Annotated in this window: 18 protein-coding genes; 12 read left to right on the top strand and 6 right to left on the bottom strand. The window is 38.3% G+C overall.

What is annotated here, in order from left to right; all coding sequences use genetic code 11:
* The first annotated feature begins 163 nt into the window (after positions 1-163).
* Both MKY07_RS13165 and MKY07_RS13160 read left to right on the top strand, forming a co-directional pair.
* Positions 164-1,078, top strand: coding sequence for a glycine betaine ABC transporter substrate-binding protein (locus MKY07_RS13165; protein ID WP_008405123.1), 915 nt, complete (start codon positions 164-166; stop codon positions 1,076-1,078).
* Positions 1,079-1,219: 141 nt separating this feature from the next.
* Positions 1,220-2,128, top strand: a complete 909-nt coding sequence (locus MKY07_RS13160) for a glycine betaine ABC transporter substrate-binding protein (protein ID WP_082990812.1) — start codon at positions 1,220-1,222, stop codon at positions 2,126-2,128.
* An 83-nt stretch (positions 2,129-2,211) separates the two neighbouring features.
* On the opposite strand, the gene MKY07_RS13155 is transcribed toward MKY07_RS13160, so the two are convergent.
* A complete protein-coding gene (locus MKY07_RS13155; protein ID WP_014823231.1) occupies positions 2,212-3,204 on the bottom strand; it encodes an EAL domain-containing protein in 993 nt (330 codons plus the stop codon).
* A gap of 197 nt (positions 3,205-3,401) precedes the next feature.
* Between MKY07_RS13155 and MKY07_RS13150 the strand changes: the two genes are divergently transcribed.
* Both MKY07_RS13150 and MKY07_RS13145 read left to right on the top strand, forming a co-directional pair.
* On the top strand, positions 3,402-4,709 hold the full coding sequence (locus MKY07_RS13150; protein ID WP_339262580.1) for a globin-coupled sensor protein: 1,308 nt from the start codon (positions 3,402-3,404) through the stop codon (positions 4,707-4,709).
* Positions 4,710-4,873: 164 nt separating this feature from the next.
* Positions 4,874-5,965 carry an NAD(P)-dependent alcohol dehydrogenase gene (locus MKY07_RS13145; RefSeq protein WP_339262578.1) on the top strand — a complete coding sequence of 364 codons (1,092 nt, stop codon included), beginning with the start codon at positions 4,874-4,876 and terminating at the stop codon, positions 5,963-5,965.
* A 52-nt stretch (positions 5,966-6,017) separates the two neighbouring features.
* On the opposite strand, the gene MKY07_RS13140 is transcribed toward MKY07_RS13145, so the two are convergent.
* The gene (locus MKY07_RS13140; RefSeq protein WP_339262576.1) at positions 6,018-6,701 is read right to left on the bottom strand and encodes a TraR/DksA C4-type zinc finger protein; all 684 of its coding nucleotides are present in this window, start codon (positions 6,699-6,701) and stop codon (positions 6,018-6,020) included.
* A 161-nt stretch (positions 6,702-6,862) separates the two neighbouring features.
* On the opposite strand from MKY07_RS13140, the gene MKY07_RS13135 reads away from it, so the two are divergent.
* Entirely contained in the window at positions 6,863-8,527 is a 1,665-nt protein-coding gene (locus MKY07_RS13135; protein ID WP_014823235.1) for a ribonuclease J, read from the top strand.
* A gap of 110 nt (positions 8,528-8,637) precedes the next feature.
* Here the strand turns inward: MKY07_RS13135 and MKY07_RS13130 are convergent, their stop codons facing one another.
* Complete coding sequence (locus MKY07_RS13130) at positions 8,638-9,189, bottom strand: integrase (protein WP_339262574.1); 552 nt, start codon at positions 9,187-9,189, stop codon at positions 8,638-8,640.
* 284 nt (positions 9,190-9,473) lie between these two features.
* Positions 9,474-9,764, bottom strand: a complete 291-nt coding sequence (locus MKY07_RS13125) for a KGG domain-containing protein (RefSeq protein ID WP_087615886.1) — start codon at positions 9,762-9,764, stop codon at positions 9,474-9,476.
* 367 nt (positions 9,765-10,131) lie between these two features.
* On the opposite strand from MKY07_RS13125, the gene MKY07_RS13120 reads away from it, so the two are divergent.
* Positions 10,132-11,925 carry a carbon starvation protein A gene (locus tag MKY07_RS13120; RefSeq protein ID WP_008405135.1) on the top strand — a complete coding sequence of 598 codons (1,794 nt, stop codon included), beginning with the start codon at positions 10,132-10,134 and terminating at the stop codon, positions 11,923-11,925.
* 35 nt (positions 11,926-11,960) lie between these two features.
* Here MKY07_RS13120 and MKY07_RS13115 read toward each other — a convergent pair whose 3' ends face one another.
* Positions 11,961-12,524: a GNAT family N-acetyltransferase gene (locus MKY07_RS13115; RefSeq protein WP_065215590.1), complete on the bottom strand. Its 564-nt coding sequence runs from the start codon at positions 12,522-12,524 to the stop codon at positions 11,961-11,963.
* 206 nt (positions 12,525-12,730) lie between these two features.
* Here MKY07_RS13115 and MKY07_RS13110 point away from each other — a divergent pair, with 206 nt between their 5' ends.
* From MKY07_RS13110 to MKY07_RS13100, 3 genes are read left to right on the top strand one after another with little or no spacing between them, the layout of a single operon-like run.
* Positions 12,731-13,507, top strand: a complete 777-nt coding sequence (locus MKY07_RS13110) for an ABC transporter ATP-binding protein (RefSeq protein WP_339262570.1) — start codon at positions 12,731-12,733, stop codon at positions 13,505-13,507.
* 11 nt (positions 13,508-13,518) lie between these two features.
* Complete coding sequence (locus tag MKY07_RS13105) at positions 13,519-14,460, top strand: ABC transporter substrate-binding protein (RefSeq protein WP_339262569.1); 942 nt, start codon at positions 13,519-13,521, stop codon at positions 14,458-14,460.
* Between the two features lie 19 nt (positions 14,461-14,479).
* Entirely contained in the window at positions 14,480-15,241 is a 762-nt protein-coding gene (locus tag MKY07_RS13100; protein WP_014823242.1) for an ABC transporter permease, read from the top strand.
* 15 nt (positions 15,242-15,256) lie between these two features.
* Here MKY07_RS13100 and MKY07_RS13095 read toward each other — a convergent pair whose 3' ends face one another.
* The gene (locus tag MKY07_RS13095) at positions 15,257-15,685 is read right to left on the bottom strand and encodes a helix-turn-helix domain-containing protein (RefSeq protein ID WP_008405144.1); all 429 of its coding nucleotides are present in this window, start codon (positions 15,683-15,685) and stop codon (positions 15,257-15,259) included.
* A 161-nt stretch (positions 15,686-15,846) separates the two neighbouring features.
* Here MKY07_RS13095 and MKY07_RS13090 point away from each other — a divergent pair, with 161 nt between their 5' ends.
* From MKY07_RS13090 to MKY07_RS13080, 3 genes are all read left to right on the top strand, one after another.
* Positions 15,847-16,362, top strand: a complete 516-nt coding sequence (locus tag MKY07_RS13090) for a DUF4242 domain-containing protein (RefSeq protein WP_008405145.1) — start codon at positions 15,847-15,849, stop codon at positions 16,360-16,362.
* Positions 16,363-16,382: 20 nt separating this feature from the next.
* Positions 16,383-17,426: an acyl-CoA dehydrogenase family protein gene (locus MKY07_RS13085; protein ID WP_008405147.1), complete on the top strand. Its 1,044-nt coding sequence runs from the start codon at positions 16,383-16,385 to the stop codon at positions 17,424-17,426.
* Positions 17,427-17,599: 173 nt separating this feature from the next.
* Positions 17,600-20,785: a DEAD/DEAH box helicase gene (locus MKY07_RS13080; RefSeq protein ID WP_339262568.1), complete on the top strand. Its 3,186-nt coding sequence runs from the start codon at positions 17,600-17,602 to the stop codon at positions 20,783-20,785.
* Positions 20,786-20,817 lie beyond the last annotated feature (32 nt).

Here is a 20,817-nt window from a genome sequence, read left to right as displayed (position 1 = left end):
TTCTGTCTGCAGGTTTTTTTGTTTGTTTTAAATGACTGTCACGAGTAAGAATTAATACCGGTAAGTAACTATTTTTTTTAGAAAACCTTTTGACATAGTAACAACCTGTTGTTAATATTGAGTTGTTACTTTTTAGATAAAAAATTTAAAAGAGGATGAGAAGATGAGCAAAATCAAAACAATGGGTATTACTTTAGGAATGTCTTCCGCACTGCTACTTGCTGCTTGCGGAGATGATACGGAGAATAAAGAAAGTTCGGCCGGAGCGTCGTCTTCTAGTATTGGCGAACAAGTCGATTATACAGTAGTTGCTACTGAACCCGGAGCAGGTTTAACTGGCCTTTCCCATGAAGTAATGGAGCAATATGAGAATCTGGAAGGCTGGACATTACAGGAAAGTTCAACTGCTGGAATGCTGAGTACGTTGGATAAGGCAATACGAAATGAAGAACCGGTTATTGTGACAGGCTGGACACCACACTGGAAATTCTCGGCTTATGATTTAAAAATACTTGAAGATCCTAAAGGTATTTTAGGCGGTGCTGAAAACATTCAAACACTTGCCAGAAAAGGTTTAGAACAAGACTTGCCTGATGTATATACAGTACTTGACCGCTTTTATTGGGAGCCGGAAGATATGGAAAAAGTCATGTATGATGCACAAGAAAATGGTGACTTTGATGTAGCAGCAGCCGATTGGGTTGAAAATAACCAAGATAAAGTTAGTGAATGGACAAAAGATATAGCACAAGGAAATGGCGAAAAGGTAAAAATCATTTCAACACCTTGGGATTCGGAATTTGCTTCAAGTAGCGTAATAAAATTGGTGCTGGAACAATTAGGGTATGAACCTGAAGTAACACCAGTCGATCCGGCCATTATGTTCCAGTCAATCGCAACTGGTGAAGGAGATGTAACGGTAGCACCATGGTTACCAACAACTCACAAAGCATTTTATGATAAGCATAAAGACGATATTGTTGATTTAGGTGAAAATCTAGAAGGAACGCAAAATGGTTTTGTTGTTCCGGCATATGTAGAAATTGATTCGATTGAAGATTTAAAACCGAAAGAATAAATAGAAATATGCTCCGTAAATAGCCTATACGGGGCTTTATTTATTTGTACTCCTAGTTTGACAAAAGTGACAACTTGTAGTTAAAATGGGGTTGTCGCTTTTTTAGGAGTAGATAAATTCAGATTATAGGGGATGAAACATTTGAAACGATTTAAAACTTTAGGTTTAACTATAGGGATGTCTGCAGCATTGTTATTAGCAGCATGCGGGGATGATACAGGCAGCAGTGATAATTCAAACAATGAATCTGCAAGTATAGGTGAACAAGTAGATTATAAAATCATTGGGATAGAACCTGGCGCGGGGATAACAGGTTTGTCACATGATACATTGGAACAATATGAAAATCTGGAAGGCTGGACATTACAGGAAAGCTCAACTGCAGGCATGATCGGGACGTTGGAACAGGCGATTCGCAATGAAGACCCGGTGATTGTAACTGGCTGGACACCCCATTGGATGTTCTCTGCCTATGACTTAAAATTCCTTGAAGATCCTAAAGGAGTTTTAGGAGGAGCAGAAAATATAAATACTGTCGTAAGAAAAGATCTTGAAAAGGATTTACCGGACGTCTACACAGTGCTTGACCGATTCCATTGGGAACCGGAAGATATGGAACAAGTTATGTATGATGCACAAAATGGAGATTTTGAAACAGCTGCTGCCGCCTGGATTGAAAATAACGATGACAAAGTAAGTGAGTGGACGAAGGGTATTGAACAAGGTAACGGAGAAAAAGTGAAACTTGTTTCAGTCCCATGGGATTCAGAAATTGCATCAAGCAGCGTTGTTAAAATAGTGTTGGACAATTTAGGTTATCAAGTAGAAGTAATACCTGTAGACCCTGCGATCATGTTCCAGGCAATTGCAACTGGTGAAGGGGATGCTACTGTGGCTCCATGGTTGCCGACAACTCATCAGGCATTCTATGAAAAACACAAAGACGATATTGTGGACTTAGGCGAAAACTTGGAAGGTACGCAAAATGGCTTCGTCGTACCAGCTTATATGGACATTGATTCAATTGAAGATTTAGAACCGAAAAAATAACGTGTAAAACCCTTTTTATTGGTAAATTATTTTAATAAAAAGCTATGTGCAGTAGTGGGCAACCATTCTACACATAGCCTTTTTTATGCAATCGTTCGCTGTGGTTCGATGCTTGGTTTACCAAATAAATAACCTTGGAATAACTTATAGCCGATTTGTTTTAGCCACTCAAAGTCTTCCTGAGTTTCTATTCCTTCCGCAAGTGGTGTTGCGCCAATTTCTAGCGCTTTTTTCAAAAACTGTTTGGCGGTATTTTGTTTTTCAAAATCAGTATTTACGCCTTGTACATATTTCATATCAAGCTTCATATAATGCGGCTTTATGTCGCCAAGCATTTCCAGAGTATTATAACCTTCACCTACATCGTCCAATGCATATTGAAAGCCTTTTTTATTATAGTAATCCAAAATTGATTTTAAATGATTAATATCATCAACTTGCTCTGATTCCACGACTTCAAATACAAATTGATTCGGGTCAATTTCCAGAAGGTTAGCGAGCTTTACCGTTGACTGCAGGCAATATTCAGGAGAATAAATCGACGTAGGAATGAAATTGATAAATGTTTTTTTCTTTAATACAGCAGCATACTTTACGGCAGCCATGCGACATAAACGGTCCAACGCATACAGGCGCCCTCGGGTTTTAGCTGCGGCAAAAATTTCATTTGGAAAAATGAGTGAGCCATCTTCTCGGGTAAAGCGTGACAGCACCTCATAAGCGTAGATTTCATTTCTGCTATTTACAATAGGCTGAGAGTAGCTGACTACTGCATTTCTATGTATGACATCATCAATCCATTGCATTTCCAGAACAGTTTCAATTTCAGCAAGGTGCTCCCAAGGCATTTCGTCCAATCTAAAATAAATCAGTTCTGGCTCCATATAGTCTCTACTAAAGTCAAGAAACTCTTTCACGCCGGATTCTTGTATCATTACAATTTGTTCCTTTTTAGTAATTGTTAAATTCCGGCGATTAAAGTGTTCGACAATCATATCCAACATAGCGATATTGTTTTCGCCTTTTAATAAAATCTCAAACTGTAATTCTGACACGACACAATTTCTGCAAGACATGTAAAGTTCCCCCCTTTTAATTTTTATTTAACTGTATAGTATAGAGTTCAAAAATACTATGTAATATTGATTATTTTACAATTAAAATTATATGTTGTACAACGTTTGTATATTATTTCTAATTATTTCGCATAAAGTTGACAGTAAATAGTAAATAATGTTATACAATAATTATACAAAGTGTTGGGGTGAGGATAATGGTAATGTGGTGGAAGCAGAAAACATTGGTTGAAAAGGCATATCAAGAGGAGAAAGTGAATGACTTTCATCCTGTTATTGAATTGACAAGCATGCCTGAATTAGCACAGCAGATGAACTTGATTGGTCTAGCGGAAGAAAATTTACGGCACATAAAATCATATCAACCAGCAATTGCAGCGGGAGTATCCGAGATTACGGATGTATTTTATGAAAATGTATTAGCCGTACCATCTTTAAAAAAGATAATCGAAGAGCGTACAAAAATTGATCGCTTAAAGAAAACATTGAGTTCTTACATTATTTCCATGTTTGACGGGGTTTTTAATGAAGAAACAATCGAAGCGAAAAGAAAACTCGCCCGCATGCATTTCAAAATCGGGTTGGATCCAAAATGGTATATGGGCACATTTCAAAAGTTGCAGGAAACAATGATTATGCTTATCAGTAAAGACATAGCGGATGTTGCAGGAAGAGAAATTATTCAATTAAATGTGTCAAAGCTTATTAACCTTGAGATGCAGGTTGTTTTAGAGGAGTATGAAAAGGAAAATTTAAATCTTCGAAAAGAGCAATATAATGTTGTAAAGTTTGAACTGAAGGATAAATTATCCGCCATTATTCAAAACCTTGCAGACTTAACGGAAGAGACGAACCAATCGATTGAACAAGTAAACAGCCATACATTTCAGATAAGTAGTACGATTGAATCTAACGTTAAAATTGTACAGCATATACATACAGATGCAGTGACAGGGAACAGCGAAGTTACAAGGCTGGAGCAGGAAATGCTTGAAATTAGGAATAGTACGGTTGAAATGGGACAACTGATCGGGAATTTAAAAACGTCTTCCGAACAGATTATCGATATTGTGGCCCTTGTTAAAAATATTGCAGACCAAACAAATTTACTTGCATTAAATGCCTCGATTGAAGCAGCAAGAGCGGGGGAACATGGTAAAGGGTTTGCTGTTGTCGCACAGGAAGTACGGAAACTGGCGGAACAATCGAAAAGCTCTGTAGAAAATATAACAAATCTCATCCAGACGTCCACGCTGCTAACGTCGACTGCTGTTCAAATGATTGAAAGGGTTCAGTTGAGGGTGGGTTCAGGTTTGGATGTATCGATCAATACCCAAACGATATTTCAGCAAATTTTGAATGCAATCGAACAAAATGAAGCACAAATAAAGGAAGTCGCAATGGATATAACAAATTTGGGCAGTGTCATCGGCAACATCGGTCAAGAAACGAGAGATGTTGCAATTACTGCAGACGAGCTTTACCAAATGACTACCCACCTATAAAGTTTTATTTGAGTATTTTGTAATGAATAATGCTGTGTAAAAGTGCCATCGCTTTTACACAGTTTTTTGTTTTATAAGTCTCTTTTTTTATAAGTGTAATTACAAAATGATTGGGAATAGTAAGGTAGGTGAGAATAAATTAATAAATAGGGAGCCACATTGAAATGAAAATTACTGCAGCTGTAACTGAAGCACAAGGAAAAGATTTCGTCTTGCAGGAAGTAGAACTAGCATCCCCAAAAGCAAATGAAGTGTTGATTAAAATTGTAGCAACAGGTGTTTGTCATACAGACGCGGTAGCACGTGATTTAGCAATTGCTCCGCTTCCAGCTGTTCTTGGACATGAAGGATCTGGAATTGTAGAAGAAGTGGGAGAAGGTGTAACAAGTTTAGATAAGGGTGACCATGTTGTTATATCGTTTGCACATTGCGGGACGTGTCCGAACTGTTTAACAGGCCATCCAACAGTATGTGATACGTTTAACCCACTCAACTTTGGCGGCGTTCAAGATGATTATACAACACGTCTATCAAAGGAAGGTGCCGAGTTAGCAACATTTTTCGGTCAGTCTTCATTCGGAACATATGCAATTGCACATGAGCGAAATGTTGTAAAAGTAGATAAGGATGTTGATTTAGCGTTGCTTGGTCCTCTGGGCTGTGGTATTCAAACAGGTGCCGGGACAGTATTAAATCGACTTCGACCACAATTTGGTTCTACAATTGTCATATACGGATGCGGTGCTGTTGGTTTATCTGCGTTGATGGCAGCAAAAATTGTGGGCTGTAAACATATTATTGCCGTTGACGTCCATGACTCACGACTGGAGTTTGCAAAGGAACTAGGAGCGACACATGTATTAAATGGCCGAAATGTTGATGTCGTTGCCGAGGTTAAAAAGATTACAAACGGCGGTTCAAACTATGCAGTTGAAACGACAGGTGTGCCACAAGTTGTGAAGCAATCCCTTAATGCATTACGTCCATTAGGTACTTGTGCGATTGTAGGGGTGACACCTGAGATGACAATCGATGTCCATAACGATATTATGGCGGAAGGAAAAACAATGGTGGGAGTCATCGAAGGAGATTCGGTACCTCGTGTATTTATTCCGGAATTAGTCAACTATTATAAAGATGGTAAATTCCCGTTTGACCGACTCGTAAAATTTTATGAATTCGAACAAATTAATGAAGCTTTTGAAGACTCTAAAAATGGGACTACTATTAAGCCAATTTTAAAAATCGCGAAATAAATTGACTAAAGCCGAGAATATAGACATTCTCGGCTTTTTGATTATTTTGCAGTCAATCCAAATAATCGTGTTTTCGTGCTTCGTCAGCATATTCTTTGGAAATTTGCCCCTGCAGAAAATCGTCCTTGGAAACATGCAATATTTCCAGTGCAGAATACATATCTTCATCATCTTTATCTTTGTATAAATCGTTGTAGTGATCGAAATCTCCTTCAAAATCTGCTGGTGTATCGGAATTTCCATACTGTGCGACGATTTGGAAGGAATCTTCGTTATCTTGAAGCTCATCATCCTTTTCTCGATTTGAAAAGGAGTTGTCGACAGCCGGATGGAGCAATTGTTCTTCAACCGGACGATCTGCTGCAGGTGTTTTTGCATCACTATGCTCAATACAAAAAGCCGTATACGGAATTGCTTGCAGTCGATCATATGGGATTTCTGTTTGGCATTTTGCACAAACTCCATATGTACCGTCATTCATCCGATCAAATGCTGCTTCTATTTGGCCCAATAAGTCATCATTATGCACTTTTAATGCCATATCTTTTTCACGGTCATATAATTCAGTCGCTAAATCCGCGGGATGATTGTCAATAGTTGAGAGCTCATCTGTAGAGTCCCTTAAACTGGCACGTGCAATAAGTTCGTTTTCATTTGTGTTGACATCACCAATTAATTCTCTTTTTTGTTCGATGAGCAGTCGTTTTAATTTAGTAAGTTGTTTTTCATTAAGCATCATAATCAATTCCTTTCAATTTTAGTATGAGCGAAATACGATGAATTATTTCAAAACATCTTGAACTGCTTTCGTATAGTTTCTTTTTAAATTAGAAATACTAATATATAAGGCAAAATTTTGTACACATAAAAATATCCATCCTATAGGAGGAGTCGAAGTTGCTAAATACTGAAAATACACTATCCATTTTCGCATTAGGCGGCATAAATGAAATCGGAAAAAATATGTATGTCATTGAATATGGACAAGAATTAGTTATCGTTGATTGTGGCGGGAAATTTGCGGATCAGAGTTTATTAGGTGTCGATTTGATAATCCCGGATTTAAGCTATTTGGAAGAAAATAAACATAAAATCAAAGCTTTAGTTGTAACGCATGGACATGAAGATCATATTGGCGGAATACCATATTTGTTGAGAAAAATTAATATGCCGATTTATGCATCCAGATTTACCCTTGGGTTAATTGAGCTGAAACTAAAGGAGCACAAATTGCTCCGTAATACAGAATTAATTGAGATTAATGCAGAGTCGAAAATTAATTTTGACCAACTATCGCTCACTTTCTTTAAGACAAGTCATAGTATCCCCGACTGTTTAGGGATTGTTTTTCATACGCCTGAAGGGAAAGTCATTCATACAGGTGACTTTAAATTTGATTTCACACCCGTTAATGATCAACCATCAGATATTCATAAAATGGCAGCACTCGGTACAGAAGGGGTGCTCGCCCTCATATCCGAAAGTACAAACGCCGAACGTCCCGGATTTACACCATCCGAGCAAGTAATTGGAGGTCATTTGGATGAGGAATTTCAAAAAGCGACCGGAAAAATCTTCATTTCTACTTTTGCATCCAATGTAAATCGCATTCAGCAAATCGTCGAAGCAGCTAAAAAGACGAATCGGAAAATTGTTCTTCTAGGTCGCAGCATGGTCAATGTTACGTCGGTTGCGATGCGACTGGGCAACTTGGATATTCCAGGCTGGATGCTTATCGAGCCAAGAGAATTAAAAGAGTTACCGCCGGAACGAGCAGTAATATTATGTACAGGAAGCCAAGGGGAGCCATTAGCTGCGCTTTCCCGTCTCTCAACTGGCCGTAATCGGGATGTTAAAGTTGTGCAAGGCGATACGGTTATTTTCGCAGCTTCACCAATACCTGGAAATGAAAAAGATGTTTCAAAAATTGTTGATAATCTGTTTCAGCTTGGCGCAAAAGTAGTATACGGAAATTCGAGCATTACCGGAATGCACGTATCGGGTCATGGCTATCAAGAAGATTTAAAAATGATGCTGACACTCATGAAGCCAAAATATTTTATTCCCATTCATGGTGAATACCGCATGCTTCATATTCACCGTTCGCTGGCAGAAGCGGTTGGTGTGGAAAAAGGGCATACATTTATCCTTAAAAATGGTGAAATTGTTGACATTAAAGGCGGGGAAGCGCGGCAAACACGCGCTATTCCGGCAGGAGATACGTACGTGGATGGTACTGGAAGTGATGAAGTCGGTGAAATTGTATTGCGAGATCGTAAGCAACTATCCGAAGATGGGATGCTTGTGATTGTCGTCACGATCAGTAAATTCGATGGATCCATTATTTCTGGTCCAGACAGCATTTCTCGCGGATTCGTCTATGCGAGAGAATCAGAAGGGTTAATAAATGATATTAACGAAATTGCTCAATCAGCTGTCGAAAACTTTAAAGAAGCCAATCCGTTTGCTATGAAAAAAGCTGTTAAACACGCGGTAGATCAATATATCTTTACATTAAAAATGAAAAAGCCAATGATTTTGCCGATAATAATTGAAATATAAAGTTAAATTATTTCAGAAACAGAAAAACGATCTTGAAAGGAAATATTCGCTTTCAAGATCGTTATTTTATTACATGCATTTTAGTCTTTTTTTGTTTGGGCTCACTAAAATTAAGCAGGCTGAAGCTCCGTTTGTTCCAGAAGCTGTTTGTAAACTGCCAAATCTTCTTCATAATTATTAATATATGTGGAAAGACTATGATTTTTTATCATTTCAAATGTATTTTGATCAATGAGTAATAATTTTTCATTTAGGTTTTCTGCGTTAGCCCATGCGGTTTCTTCAAAGGCGATGTTCATTTGATGTTCTTCTATTAACATGCCTAATAAATCAGGATTTTTAAAAATTTCTTTAGTAGAATATTGATCTCTCATATCAAAATAATCGAGGGTTCTAGTTAAAGAAGCATCTAGTGCAGGACGGTCAATAGCGTGACCAAGTTCATGAAGTGTAATGGTTTTTACATAGTGATCAAATGGAATGCTTGGTAATTCGCCAGCTGCTTCCACTAAACGGTTTGCATCAAAACTAACAACATTTGTTATAAAGTTATAGCTCATATTTACTCCGGTATGATCCTCCTCCAACATTATAGGGAGGCCGGTTGCTTGTATAGTGGAATAAATTAATTTATATAAAAATTCGTTTGTATATTGGTTCATGTATACGCTCATTTCCTTTTCTATATATATAAAATAAATAAGAAAACACAATAAAATGCTCGCTCTAATTTAAGCAAGCATAAAATAATATATAATTGTTATATAATATTTTCAAGTAATTTGTTTGGATATGTATACTGTGCGAGGGGAATTTTGGATAATACGGGAAAAATCCATACAAAAAAGGATGTTCGCCATTCTTCTAAATGGCAAACACCCTTTATTAATGTAAATAATTAATATTTACATCATGAATCAACCTATCTTCAAGGTTAATTAAATCATTATGAGTTATTTTTGTTGTTATTATTGTTACTGTTATTGTTTTTACGGCTAGCTTCTCCGCCTTTGCGGCCAGCTTCTTCACGGCTCATTTTGCCGCCGCTGTTGTTGTTATTGTTGTTATTACCGTTTTGGTTGTTTCCGCTGCTTGCTTCTCCGCCTTTACGGCCGATTTCTTCATAAAATTCTCTACCATGGTTATTAGATGTAGCTTCTCCGCCTTTACGACCCGCTTCTTGAACCGTCATTTGTCCATCATTCTGATTCTGATTACGTTTGTTGTTATTAGCCATTTCTTACATCCTCCTAGTGAAAATTTTTTAGCTTATTGTTAAGCTTACTAGTTAAATTCCCATCTCTCGTTATATTAAACATAAATTATATTTCATTTATATTACAAAAAAATGATGTAAAGTTATTAGAATCAGAAGAAGAGGTTCATCATAAAATAGAAGTATTTCAAATAACATAGGCGCGTAAAGCATTGTAAGGGTATTTTATTTCAACTATTTCGATAATTTTTACAATTTCTGTAGTTTGGTATGATAAAATAGCTATTATGCATAATTTTCAGTTAATTTTAAAAATTGTAGTACAACAGTTATTAAATTTGATATTGTTATATTACAACTTTAGAGAGATACATAGGGGGAAAGTTAAATGAATGCGATCACATTAGTAATTGGGGCAATCTGTATTTTAGTAATTGCCTATCGTTTTTACGGAATTTTCTTTACAAAGAAAGTATTAAAGATTAACGAAGATATACCTACACCTGCAAATGAAAAAAATGACGGGCAAGACTATGTGCCAACAAATCGTTGGGTAGCATTTGGGCATCACTTTGCAGCAATTGCCGCAGCAGGACCGTTAGTTGGACCAATTTTAGCCGCGCAATTTGGTTATTTACCGGGTTATCTTTGGTTATTAATTGGTGCTGTTATCGGGGGTGCAGTACACGATGCAGTTGTATTATTTGCTTCGATGACAAAAGGCGGGAAGTCATTATCGGAAGTTATGCGTGAAGAGCTTGGGCCTGTCGCTGGTTTTTGTACAGGATTAGCGATGCTGTTCATCATTACAATTACAATGGCCGGTTTATCAATGGTTATTTTAGGAGCTTTAGCAGAAAACCCATGGGGAACATTTGCAGTTGCAGCAACGATTCCGATTGCGATGCTCATGGGTCTTATTAATAAATTCACAGGAAACTTAAAGATTTCAACAATACTTGGGGTCATTCTTCTCGTTGGGGCCGTTTTTTACGGACCGTCTATTCAAGGTACATGGCTAGGAGATGTATTAACATTAGATCGTGAAACTTTATCGATTCTATTGCCGATTTATGCGTTCTTTGCAGCTGCATTGCCAGTTTGGTTCTTACTTGCACCACGTGATTATTTGAGCAGTTTCATGAAGATAGGGGTATTTATTGCTTTAATCATTGGGGTGTTTATTATTAACCCTACAATTCAATTCCCTGCGTTTATTCCTGAATTCCTAGGAGGCGGTCCGATCGTTGCAGGTCCTGTGTGGCCATTCGTTTCGATTACAATTGCATGTGGAGCTATTTCCGGTTTCCATGCATTTGTAGGATCAGGTACTACGCCGAAAATGTTAAACCGTTGGGATGATATTCGCGTAGTTGGTTTTGGTGCTATGCTCGTAGAATGTGTCGTTGGGGTAATGGCACTGATCGCTGCAACTGTACTGCATCCGGCAGATTACTTTGCGATTAACTCATCACCTGAAGCATTCGCAAAATTGGGAATGACGGTTGTCGATTTACCGGTGCTGTCAGAAGCAATTGGTATGGATCTGGAGGGTCGTACTGGTGGTGCAGTAACACTTGCAGTCGGTATGGCATCCATTTTCTCTGGGGTAGAATGGTTTAGCCATTTAACCGCTTATTTCTATCAATTTGTTATTATGTTTGAAGCTGTATTTATTTTAACTGCAATTGACGCAGGTACACGTACAGCTCGTTACTTAATTCAAGACTTTTTAGGAAATGTTTATAAGCCGCTTAAAAAGACGGATTGGCTCCCAGGCGCAATTGGGGCAAGTGCATTGGCCTGTATCATGTGGGGATACTTATTAAATTCAGGGGATATTGCTTCTGTATGGGCATTATTCGGTGTGTCCAATCAGTTAATGGCCTCCATTGGTCTAGTATGCGGTGTAACATTCGTATTAAAAGTAGCGGATAAGCGTATTTATGCTTTAACTTGCTTTATTCCGTTAGTATATTTATACATTACGGTAAACGTAGCAGGATTCTGGATGGTGAAAAATGTTTACTGGAACGATATGGCTGGTGGCTACAATATTTTAAACGGTATTTTATCGATTATTATGCTTACACTAGGATTGATTATTGTTATTACATCAGTCATAAAATGGCGTGAACTATGGGCACATCCACGTTTTACAAAACAAGCTACTGCTAACTAAAACAATTAAAAAAGAACGGAAAATTAGAGTAACCTCTAAATTTTCCGTTCTTTTTGTGTTGAGTATAAATAATTTAAAAAATCGTCCTTAAAAACAGCGTTTAAAATACACGGTTGCTTTTGCCTTTTTTCCAGCAGCAAATGTTCTTCAGGAAATTGCTGTTCGACATTTAAAGATATGAAAGGAAGTTTTTCCTGCGCTTTTTGAGAACGCAAATTGACTGTACGTGCACCGGCAAATACTACTTCAAGATGTAAATATTCAAATGCTATTTTCAAAAGTTCAATTTTGGAGGCCAGATTATAGCCTTGGCCCCAATAATCCACTGCAATCCAGCTTCCGATATGGCATTGTTTATTGGACTGATCGATAAACATCAATGTCGTAATTCCGATCAATTGGTCCTCTTCATTCAAAATTAAACGGGAAATAGTTTTCCCTTCTGATTCCTCCATTAGAGTATTAATAATAAAGTTTTCCGTATCTTCCACAGATTGTGTCGGAAGTCCGAGTGCATTCTTTACTTCGGGCGCCTGCGATAAACGATGAATTTCTGGTGCATAACGAAGTGCTTGTGGAATTAATGTTACTTTTTTCATTCATATAACCTCACTTTCCGATGAAACGTGCCAAACCTGCGTATGGTACATTGTTTCATTTTACATTATATTCAAAAAAAATCCGATTATTTTTTAGAAAATAAAAATAAATTAAAAAATAAGGTTGTTTTATTTAAGTAAGTATAATAATATAACTCATATAATATAAAACCAAGTTGAATAATCGGTATTGGGGTGAAAACTAGTTGTCGACAGTTAAGATTGAAATTAAAGAAGTTTCAAAGTCGTATGAAGAAAAAGGTCCGACAGTTTTAAAAGATGTTTCTTTTAATATAAATCACGGTGAAGTCATTGCCATTCTTGGGAAAAGCGGTTGTGGTAAAAGTACATTGTTAAATTGTATCGGTGGCTTTGAAACGATTGATCAAGGACAAATCATGCTTGATGGGACTGCCGTTACAAAACCTAGTAAGCGCTGTATTATGCTTATGCAAAATTACGGGCTGTTGCCATGGCGCTCTGTTCGAAAAAATGTGGAGCTCGGTATTGAAAATTCAAATTTACCGACTGCTGACATTACAAAAAGAGCGGCCCATTATTTACAGATGGTCGGTTTGGAAGACCGTGCTAATGCATTGCCTAGCGAACTTTCAGGTGGTATGCAGCAACGAGTCGCAATTGCCCGTGCGCTAGCCATTCAACCGGAAGTTATTTTAATGGATGAACCGTTTGGAGCGCTTGATACATTTACACGCTATTATTTACAGGATGAATTAAAACAAATTCAGCAACGCGAGAAAATGACAATTGTATTAGTAACCCACGATATTGATGAAGCAATTTATTTAGCAGATCGCATCCTTATTATGAAGCCTAATCCAGGTGAAATTCATAAAGAAGTTGTGCTGAAGTTGCCAAAGGACCGCAATCGTGCTGATGCAGATTTTCAACATTACCGCGAAATCATTTTTAATGAATTCCAATTTACTCATGATAAAGCAGCAATCGAATTTAACATTTAGGAGGATAGTAGATGAAAAAAGTAGCGTTAATGATGACACTGCTGTTCGTCGTATTGTTGACGGCGTGCGGGACGAACGAAACAGGAAGTACTGCAGGTGACGGGGAAAAGCCAACGATTAAAATCGGGTATTTACCGATTACGCACGCGGTTCCGTTATATATGCAAAATGATGCAAAATATGAAGATTATAATTTAGAGCTCGTGAAATTCGGTTCTTGGCCTGAGCTGATGGATGCACTGAATACCGGTGCAATTGATGGCGCATCTGTATTAATCCAATTAGCGATGAATGCAAAGGAAAAAGGCATTGACCTAAAAGCAGTCGCACTTGGTCATCGTGATGGCAATGTATTAATTGGAGGTAAGGATATAAATTCCGTGGAAGAACTGAAAGGGAAATCTTTTGCAATTCCAAGCCGGTTTTCAACACACAATATTTTGTTGTATGAAATGCTGAAAAAGCATGGCATTGCTTACGATGAAGTGGATGTTATCGAATTGCCTCCAGCGGAAATGCCTGCTGCTTTAGCGGAAGGGCGTATTGCTGGTTATGTAGTTGCGGAGCCGTTTGGTGCGATTTCTGTTGCATTGGAAAACGGAAAAGTGCTTTATCAGTCAGAAGAAATTTGGCAAGATTCAATTGATTGCGGCTTAGTATTGCGCGGTCAGTTTATTAAAGATAATAAAGAATTGGCAGGGAAATTTGTCGATGACTATGTAGCAGGCGGAGAGCTAGCACAAGGGAAAGACGATCATATGCATGAAATCGTTGGGCAATATTTAACAGTTGAAAAAAATGTATTGGATATTTCATTAGATTGGATTTCCTACGATAATTTACGCATTGAACAAGACAGCTATACGATTTTACGTGATGCATTACTGGAGATGGGATTATCCGAAAACCCTCCTTCCTATGAAGATTTTGTTGATGCTAGCTTTGTAAATTAGTAGAGGACGGAGGGATATTATGGCGATAGTGAAGAAATTGTCCCCGATTACACTTGGCTTTCTATTATTACTTGTCGTATGGCAAGCTGCAATTATGATAGGTGGGCACCAGTCGGCACTTTTCCCTCCGCCTTTAAAAGTGGGGGAAGCATTACTGGCGATCATTTCCGATGGTTCACTGTTTGGACATATACAAATTAGTTTATTTCGATTTTTCACAGGTTACCTGATCGCTGTCGTTGTAGCAATTTTGTTAGGGCTTATTTTAGGAAGGTTACCGGCTGTCTGGAAAGTGCTAGACCCGGTAGTTCAAGTATTGCGACCGGTTTCGCCGATTGCGTGGTCACCGTTTATCGTTCTATGGTTCGGCATTGGCAATATGCCGGCGATCGTTATTATTTTTATCGCTGCATTTTTCCCGGTGTTATTGTCAACGGTATCATCGGTAAAAAAAGTTGATAAAACGTATTTACGAATCGCATCAAATTTTGAAATGAGCACTTTTGAGACAATGCGGAAAATTATATTGCCGGCATCATTTCCAATGATCGCCAATGGGCTGCATATGGCATTAGGTTCAGCGTGGATTTTCCTCGTCGCGGGGGAAATGGTCGGAGCGCAATCGGGTTTAGGATTTTTAATTGTCGATGCACGAAATTCCTTAAGTCTAGATTTAGTTATGGCATGCATTGTTGTAATTGGGGTACTTGGTCTTTTACTCGACAAAGGCATTCATTATTTTGAAAGTTGGGTAAACCGCATTTGGGGAGGGGCCAAATAAAACTGCCTAATGAGTTTAGACAGTTTTTAATGGCCGTATATGAATTGTGTCGACGCGTTTGCCTGTTTCAGTAGAATAATAACCGACTTCTACACGCTGTTCATCAGGCCCGACGATTTCTTTATAACAGGTTTCCAGATGATCAGCACCCCATATAATCATGGAGTTGAATACATGCTCAAGGGCTGTCCCTTTTTCGGTTAATGTATAACGGTAGCGTGGGGGATGGGCGGAATATAGCTCGCTTTGAACGATCTGTGCTTCTTCCAATTCTTTTAACCTATTTGACAGAATATTCGCTGATAAACCTGGAAGCTTGAGCTTAATATCATTAAAGTTGGTTTCGCCGATAAGCAGTTCGTGAATAATGAGAAGCGTCCAACGATCTCCCAAAATATTTAATGTTTGTGCAATGTTACAGGGTAAGTCATAACGTGTTTTCATGTTTTCGCCTCCTTGATACAAGTATAAACATTAATTTTATGCAATGCGAGTTAATTTTTTTAACCTATAAGAACTATTGAAATGGGTATTCATAGTGCGCTCTAAAGAACGCCTATTTGAATATAGAATAATTTAACATTTACTATTAGGAGGAAAATACAATGAGTTTATATTTAGTAGAATCAACAATTAATGAGGTTTCTTCAAAAGAAGCATTTTCGGCATTAGTCGAAAAAGTGCATGGTACAGAAGGTGTTGGAGTTATCGAAGTACAAGTGGCGAAAGACTTTTCACGTGGTTATTTCATTATTGAAGCAGCAGATGAGGAAGCGGCAAAAACAGCGTTACAAACACAAGGTGTTGCAATTGATCTAGTAAAGGAAGTCCGTTTAATCGGTAAAGAACTTGATGAAGTAAAAGCGGGCGGCGAGCAAGTAAACTACTTAGTAGAATGGGAAATTCCTGCAGAAATTACGATGGAAAAATATTTAGAGCGTAAAAAGAAAAATTCGGTAAAATACGAAGAAGTTCCAGATGTAAAATTCTCTCGTACGTATGTATGTGAAGATATGACAAAATGTTTATGTTTCTATGATGCACCAGACGAAGCGGCTGTAAAACGTGCACGAGAAGCAGTACAAACACCGATCACATCATTAACGGAATTGGCAGACTAAAAGGAAAGGATGCGGGGACAATGGCATTGAACAAAGAATTGTTACAACGAATCATCGATGAAAAACTGAAGCCCGTAGTGAAGAAGGTCGATGAGCAGGCACATTATGCAGAAGATTATATTTTAGCGCTAAGTGAGGCTGGTTTCTTCCAATCGGCAAATAAGGAGCAATCGACGCTATTACAGGATGAGGCAGCAGTTGTTCGTGAAACGTCAAAGGTTTGTATGACAACAGCGTTTTGTGTTTGGTGCCATTTAGCCGCATTAACTTATTTACGTAATAGTGACAATAAGTATTTAAAGCAAACGATATTACCGGAACTGGAAAGCGGCGTAAAGCTTGGTGCAACAGGATTATCAAATGCGATGAAGTATTATTCCGGATTAGAAAAACTCCATCTGAAGGCAGAAGAGACAGAAGAAGGCTATGTCATTAATGGAACGTTGCCAGCTGTATCCAACTTGGGGAACCGTCATTATTTTGGTGCAGTTGCGACAGTCGACAGTCGTGAAGTTTTGGTGCTTGTACCAACTGATATCGAAGGTCTTGAAATGAACGAACGACTTGGTTTCCTTGGAGTGAATGGCAGCGCGACATATTCATGTAAATTTGATCATGTCGTAATTTCGAAAGACTTTGTCATTTCCGAGGATGCAAAAGAATTTTGCGATATTATCCGCCCTACGTTTATTTATTATCAAGTTCCGCTTGGTGCAGGTGTAATTGCCGCAGCAGTTGAAGGTATTGAAAAAGTAAAGGCTAAGCAAAACGGCTGTAATGACTACTTAAAAGTACAGGCAACCGAACTGCGCGATCAATATGAAAGAATTAATGCAGAGTTGAACAATTTGGCAGGCAATTTGACACTGAAGGGAATTGTAAACACACGTCTCCAAGCTGTGCACGATACATTAGCTGCAGTACAGGCGAATATGATTCACAATGGAGCAGCCGGCTATGTTGCGGGAAGTGTTCCATCCCGCAAATTGCGTGAAGCATACTTCTTTGCCAACTTGACGCCAACAGTCCGACATCTGGAAAAAATTAAATCATCTTTTGCTTGAGTTTAAAAGGGGGCTAACCAATTAGCCCCCTTTTCATATATTCCTCCTTTAACTCCAACACCTCTTCTCACCTCATATCGTTAAGTCTTTTTCAATTTTTTCATATTCGCTTCAAGCTAGTAATTCAATGGGTGACATGAGAAAATGGATTAAATAGAAAAAGGGGGATCGGCATGGATATAAAAATTTCAGAAAAACAAATAAAAAATCTATGCGGAACCGTTTCTTTTAAAAAAGGACAAACTTTTTACCAAACAGGGAAAGTTAATTTCCTGCAAGATACAGATGTGTATGGAGAAGCGGTTGTAAACAGTACGGAACAATTCGTTGTCCGGGTAGAAAAAGAGGGAACAGGCCAATTTAAAACATCTTGCAGCTGTCCGACATTGGGTAATTTCAGTAAAAGCTGTCAACATGTTGCGGCAGTTCTTATCGCTATTTTTAATAACAATAAAAATAAAGCTCAATCGATGCAAGTTGATGAAAACGCTGGAAATTTAATTTCTGAAAACAGCTTTCTTTCTATTTTTAAACAGGAGACAATACAAACAACAAGACAGCAAAGTCATTTTGAAAAACGGGAAATATTAGAAGTGCAGTTTTTATTAACGCCTGTTCAACTTTCAGAACAAGACCCGTTTTTTAGTATACAACTCCAGATCAATGGAGAACAGATTTTATCAATTCGCGAATTTTTATCACATATAAAAAATAAAAAGCCATATCGGATATCTCAAAATATCACCTATAATTTTGAACTGTTCTGCTTTGAGGAACAGCATGATGCCATTTTACAGCTCCTAATTAAAATTATTGAAGATGATACACTTTATAGTGACACGCCTGTACAAAATCAGGAGCAGCATCTGCTGATCATTCCACCCTCATCTTGGATTCTTCTAGCTACATTGATATCGAATACGGAAAATGTTTCGTTATTGTATCAAAATGAAAGCTATAGCGATGTAAAGCTACAAACACAACCTACAGCTCTTCGTTTTTTCATTGAAGCAAAGGGCAAAGATTATCAGGTTTATATAGAAGGAATTAAACGAGTTTTCTTGCTTCCTAATTATCGGGTAGTGCTATTTGATGGAGAAATGACGCAAATGAGTGACGATAGTATGAAGCAGCTTTTCGAGTTAAGGCAGATGCTTCAGCAACAAACCTTATTAACGATTGAGCATTCACACTGGGATTACTTCCGGGAACAGGTGATACCTAAATTGAAAAAAATAGGTATTGTTGAAATGGCTCCAGAGCTTTCAGCAAAACAGATGGAAACACCATTAGTCGCAAACATTTATTTAGACCGTGTGAAAAACCGCTTCCTTGCAGGGGTGGAATTTCAATACGGGCAATTTGTCATTCAACCATTGGATGATCAGCTTTCTGACGAAGTGTTCATCTTCCGTGATATCGAAAAGGAAGCGGCGGTTTTAGCGTTGATGGATGGAAGCGGTTTTACGAAAACGGATGGCGGCTACTATATGCAAAATGAAGAGCTTGAATACGAGTTTTTATATCACCAGCTTCCGAAGCTCACAAAATTGGCTAACATTTATGCCACAAATTCTGTCAAACTGCGGATAGCGAAAGAAAATAACTTTCCGAAAATCCGGGTGAACGTTCAAAAGGAACGGACAAATTGGCTTGAATTTAAATTTGAAATGGATGGGGTTACGAATAAGCAAATTAAAGAAATTTTAGCGGCCATCAAAGTGAAGCAAAAATATTATCGTTTGCAAGATGGGGCATTGCTTTCGCTGGAGACTAAGGAAATTGAAGAAATTCAGCGCTTTCTTAGAGCAATTCCGGCTCAGGATGATGAATATGAATTAACGTTTAATATGCCAATATTGGATAGTCTACCTTTTTTGGAGCAGTTTGAACAAAGTGAAATATTTGAAGCGGAAGAATCGTTTAAACAGTTTACAGGGCAGTTATTACATCCTGAAACATTGACATTTGAAGTTCCGGAAAGCCTGGAACCGATTCTTCGGGATTACCAGAAACATGGTTTTAACTGGTTGAAATTGCTTTCGAATTATGGATTCGGTGGTGTGCTTGCAGATGATATGGGACTTGGTAAAACAGTACAAAGTATTGCCTTTATCGTATCTGAATTGCCGATCATCCGTGCAAATAAACAGCCGGTTCTGATCGTCTGTCCATCGTCGCTTTCATACAATTGGCTGTATGAGTTCATGCAATTTGCCCCTGAAGTCGAAGCAATTGTCATTGATGGGGAAGTATCCGAGCGGCGTCATTTGCTTCGTACAATGGAAGAACATGATGTTATCATTACGACCTATCCGTTATTACGTAAAGATAGTGCATTTTATGAACGGCAGCATTTCCATACGGTATTTTTTGATGAAGCGCAGGCATTTAAAAATCCGGTTACACAGACGGCTAGAACAGTAAAAAGAATTAGTGCGACAAATCGCTTTGGTTTAACAGGAACACCGATTGAAAACTCATTATCGGAATTATGGTCGATATACCGTGTCATCTTTCCGCAGCTGTTCCGCGGTCTAGAGGAGTTCCGCCATATGCAGCGGAAAGATATTGCACGCAGAGTACGGCCGTTTCTCCTTCGCCGAATGAAAGAACATGTACTGGGTGAATTGCCTCAAAAAGAGGAAATGATTGAAAAAGCCGAACTGTTACCGGAGCAAAAAGCGTTATATGCAGCCTATTTGGCGAAACTGCGTGTCGATACAATGAAGCATCTGGATAAAGAAACATTCCATAAAAACCGGATTCGTATTTTGGCCGGAATTACGAGACTGCGTCAAATCTGCTGTCATCCGGCACTGTTTGTCGAAGGGTATAAAGGGAGTTCCGCCAAGTTTGAACAGCTGTTCCGACTATTGGAGCAATCGAAGGTATCTGGCCGCCGGGTATTAATATTTTCACAGTTTACGCAAATGCTGAAAATGATTGCTACAGAACTTTCCAAGCGCGGGGAACAATATTTTTATCTTGATGGACAAACCCCTTCAGAAGAGCGTATTGCGCTATGCAACTCTTTTAATGATGGCGAGCGTGATATGTTTTTGATTTCTTTGAAAGCAGGCGGCACAGGACTGAATTTAACAGGGGCAGATACCGTCATTTTATATGATTTATGGTGGAATCCGGCAGTAGAGGAACAAGCGGCCGACCGTGCCCATCGTATGGGGCAAAAGGAAGTTGTACAAGTGATTAAACTCATTGCAAATGGTACAATCGAGGAAAAAATGAGTGAACTTCAGCAGAAGAAGAAAATGCTTATTTCGGATATATTGGACGGCGATGAATCGTCGAAGGGAACGTTAACCGAACAGGATATCCGGGAAATTTTAATGATTTAAAAAAGGTTATGAGGACCATTTTGTGCTCCTCA

Source organism: Solibacillus sp. FSL W7-1472, from assembly GCF_037969775.1.
Taxonomy (GTDB): domain Bacteria; phylum Bacillota; class Bacilli; order Bacillales_A; family Planococcaceae; genus Solibacillus; species Solibacillus silvestris.
This window is presented reverse-complemented; position numbering and strand designations above follow the sequence as displayed.

Bases quoted from the DNA above. Each gene is read 5' to 3' on its own strand.
- MKY07_RS13165 (WP_008405123.1), top strand. From the start codon at position 164: ATGAGCAAAATCAAAACAATGGGTATTACTTTAGGAATGTCTTCCGCA.
- MKY07_RS13155 (WP_014823231.1), bottom strand. From the start codon at position 3,204: ATGTCTTGCAGAAATTGTGTCGTGTCAGAATTACAGTTTGAGATTTTA.
- MKY07_RS13150 (WP_339262580.1), top strand. From the start codon at position 3,402: ATGGTAATGTGGTGGAAGCAGAAAACATTGGTTGAAAAGGCATATCAA.
- MKY07_RS13145 (WP_339262578.1), top strand. From the start codon at position 4,874: ATGAAAATTACTGCAGCTGTAACTGAAGCACAAGGAAAAGATTTCGTC.
- MKY07_RS13140 (WP_339262576.1), bottom strand. From the start codon at position 6,701: ATGCTTAATGAAAAACAACTTACTAAATTAAAACGACTGCTCATCGAA.
- MKY07_RS13130 (WP_339262574.1), bottom strand. From the start codon at position 9,189: ATGAACCAATATACAAACGAATTTTTATATAAATTAATTTATTCCACT.
- MKY07_RS13125 (WP_087615886.1), bottom strand. From the start codon at position 9,764: ATGGCTAATAACAACAAACGTAATCAGAATCAGAATGATGGACAAATG.
- MKY07_RS13120 (WP_008405135.1), top strand. From the start codon at position 10,132: ATGAATGCGATCACATTAGTAATTGGGGCAATCTGTATTTTAGTAATT.
- MKY07_RS13115 (WP_065215590.1), bottom strand. From the start codon at position 12,524: ATGAAAAAAGTAACATTAATTCCACAAGCACTTCGTTATGCACCAGAA.
- MKY07_RS13105 (WP_339262569.1), top strand. From the start codon at position 13,519: ATGAAAAAAGTAGCGTTAATGATGACACTGCTGTTCGTCGTATTGTTG.
- MKY07_RS13100 (WP_014823242.1), top strand. From the start codon at position 14,480: ATGGCGATAGTGAAGAAATTGTCCCCGATTACACTTGGCTTTCTATTA.
- MKY07_RS13095 (WP_008405144.1), bottom strand. From the start codon at position 15,685: ATGAAAACACGTTATGACTTACCCTGTAACATTGCACAAACATTAAAT.
- MKY07_RS13090 (WP_008405145.1), top strand. From the start codon at position 15,847: ATGAGTTTATATTTAGTAGAATCAACAATTAATGAGGTTTCTTCAAAA.
- MKY07_RS13085 (WP_008405147.1), top strand. From the start codon at position 16,383: ATGGCATTGAACAAAGAATTGTTACAACGAATCATCGATGAAAAACTG.
- MKY07_RS13080 (WP_339262568.1), top strand. From the start codon at position 17,600: ATGGATATAAAAATTTCAGAAAAACAAATAAAAAATCTATGCGGAACC.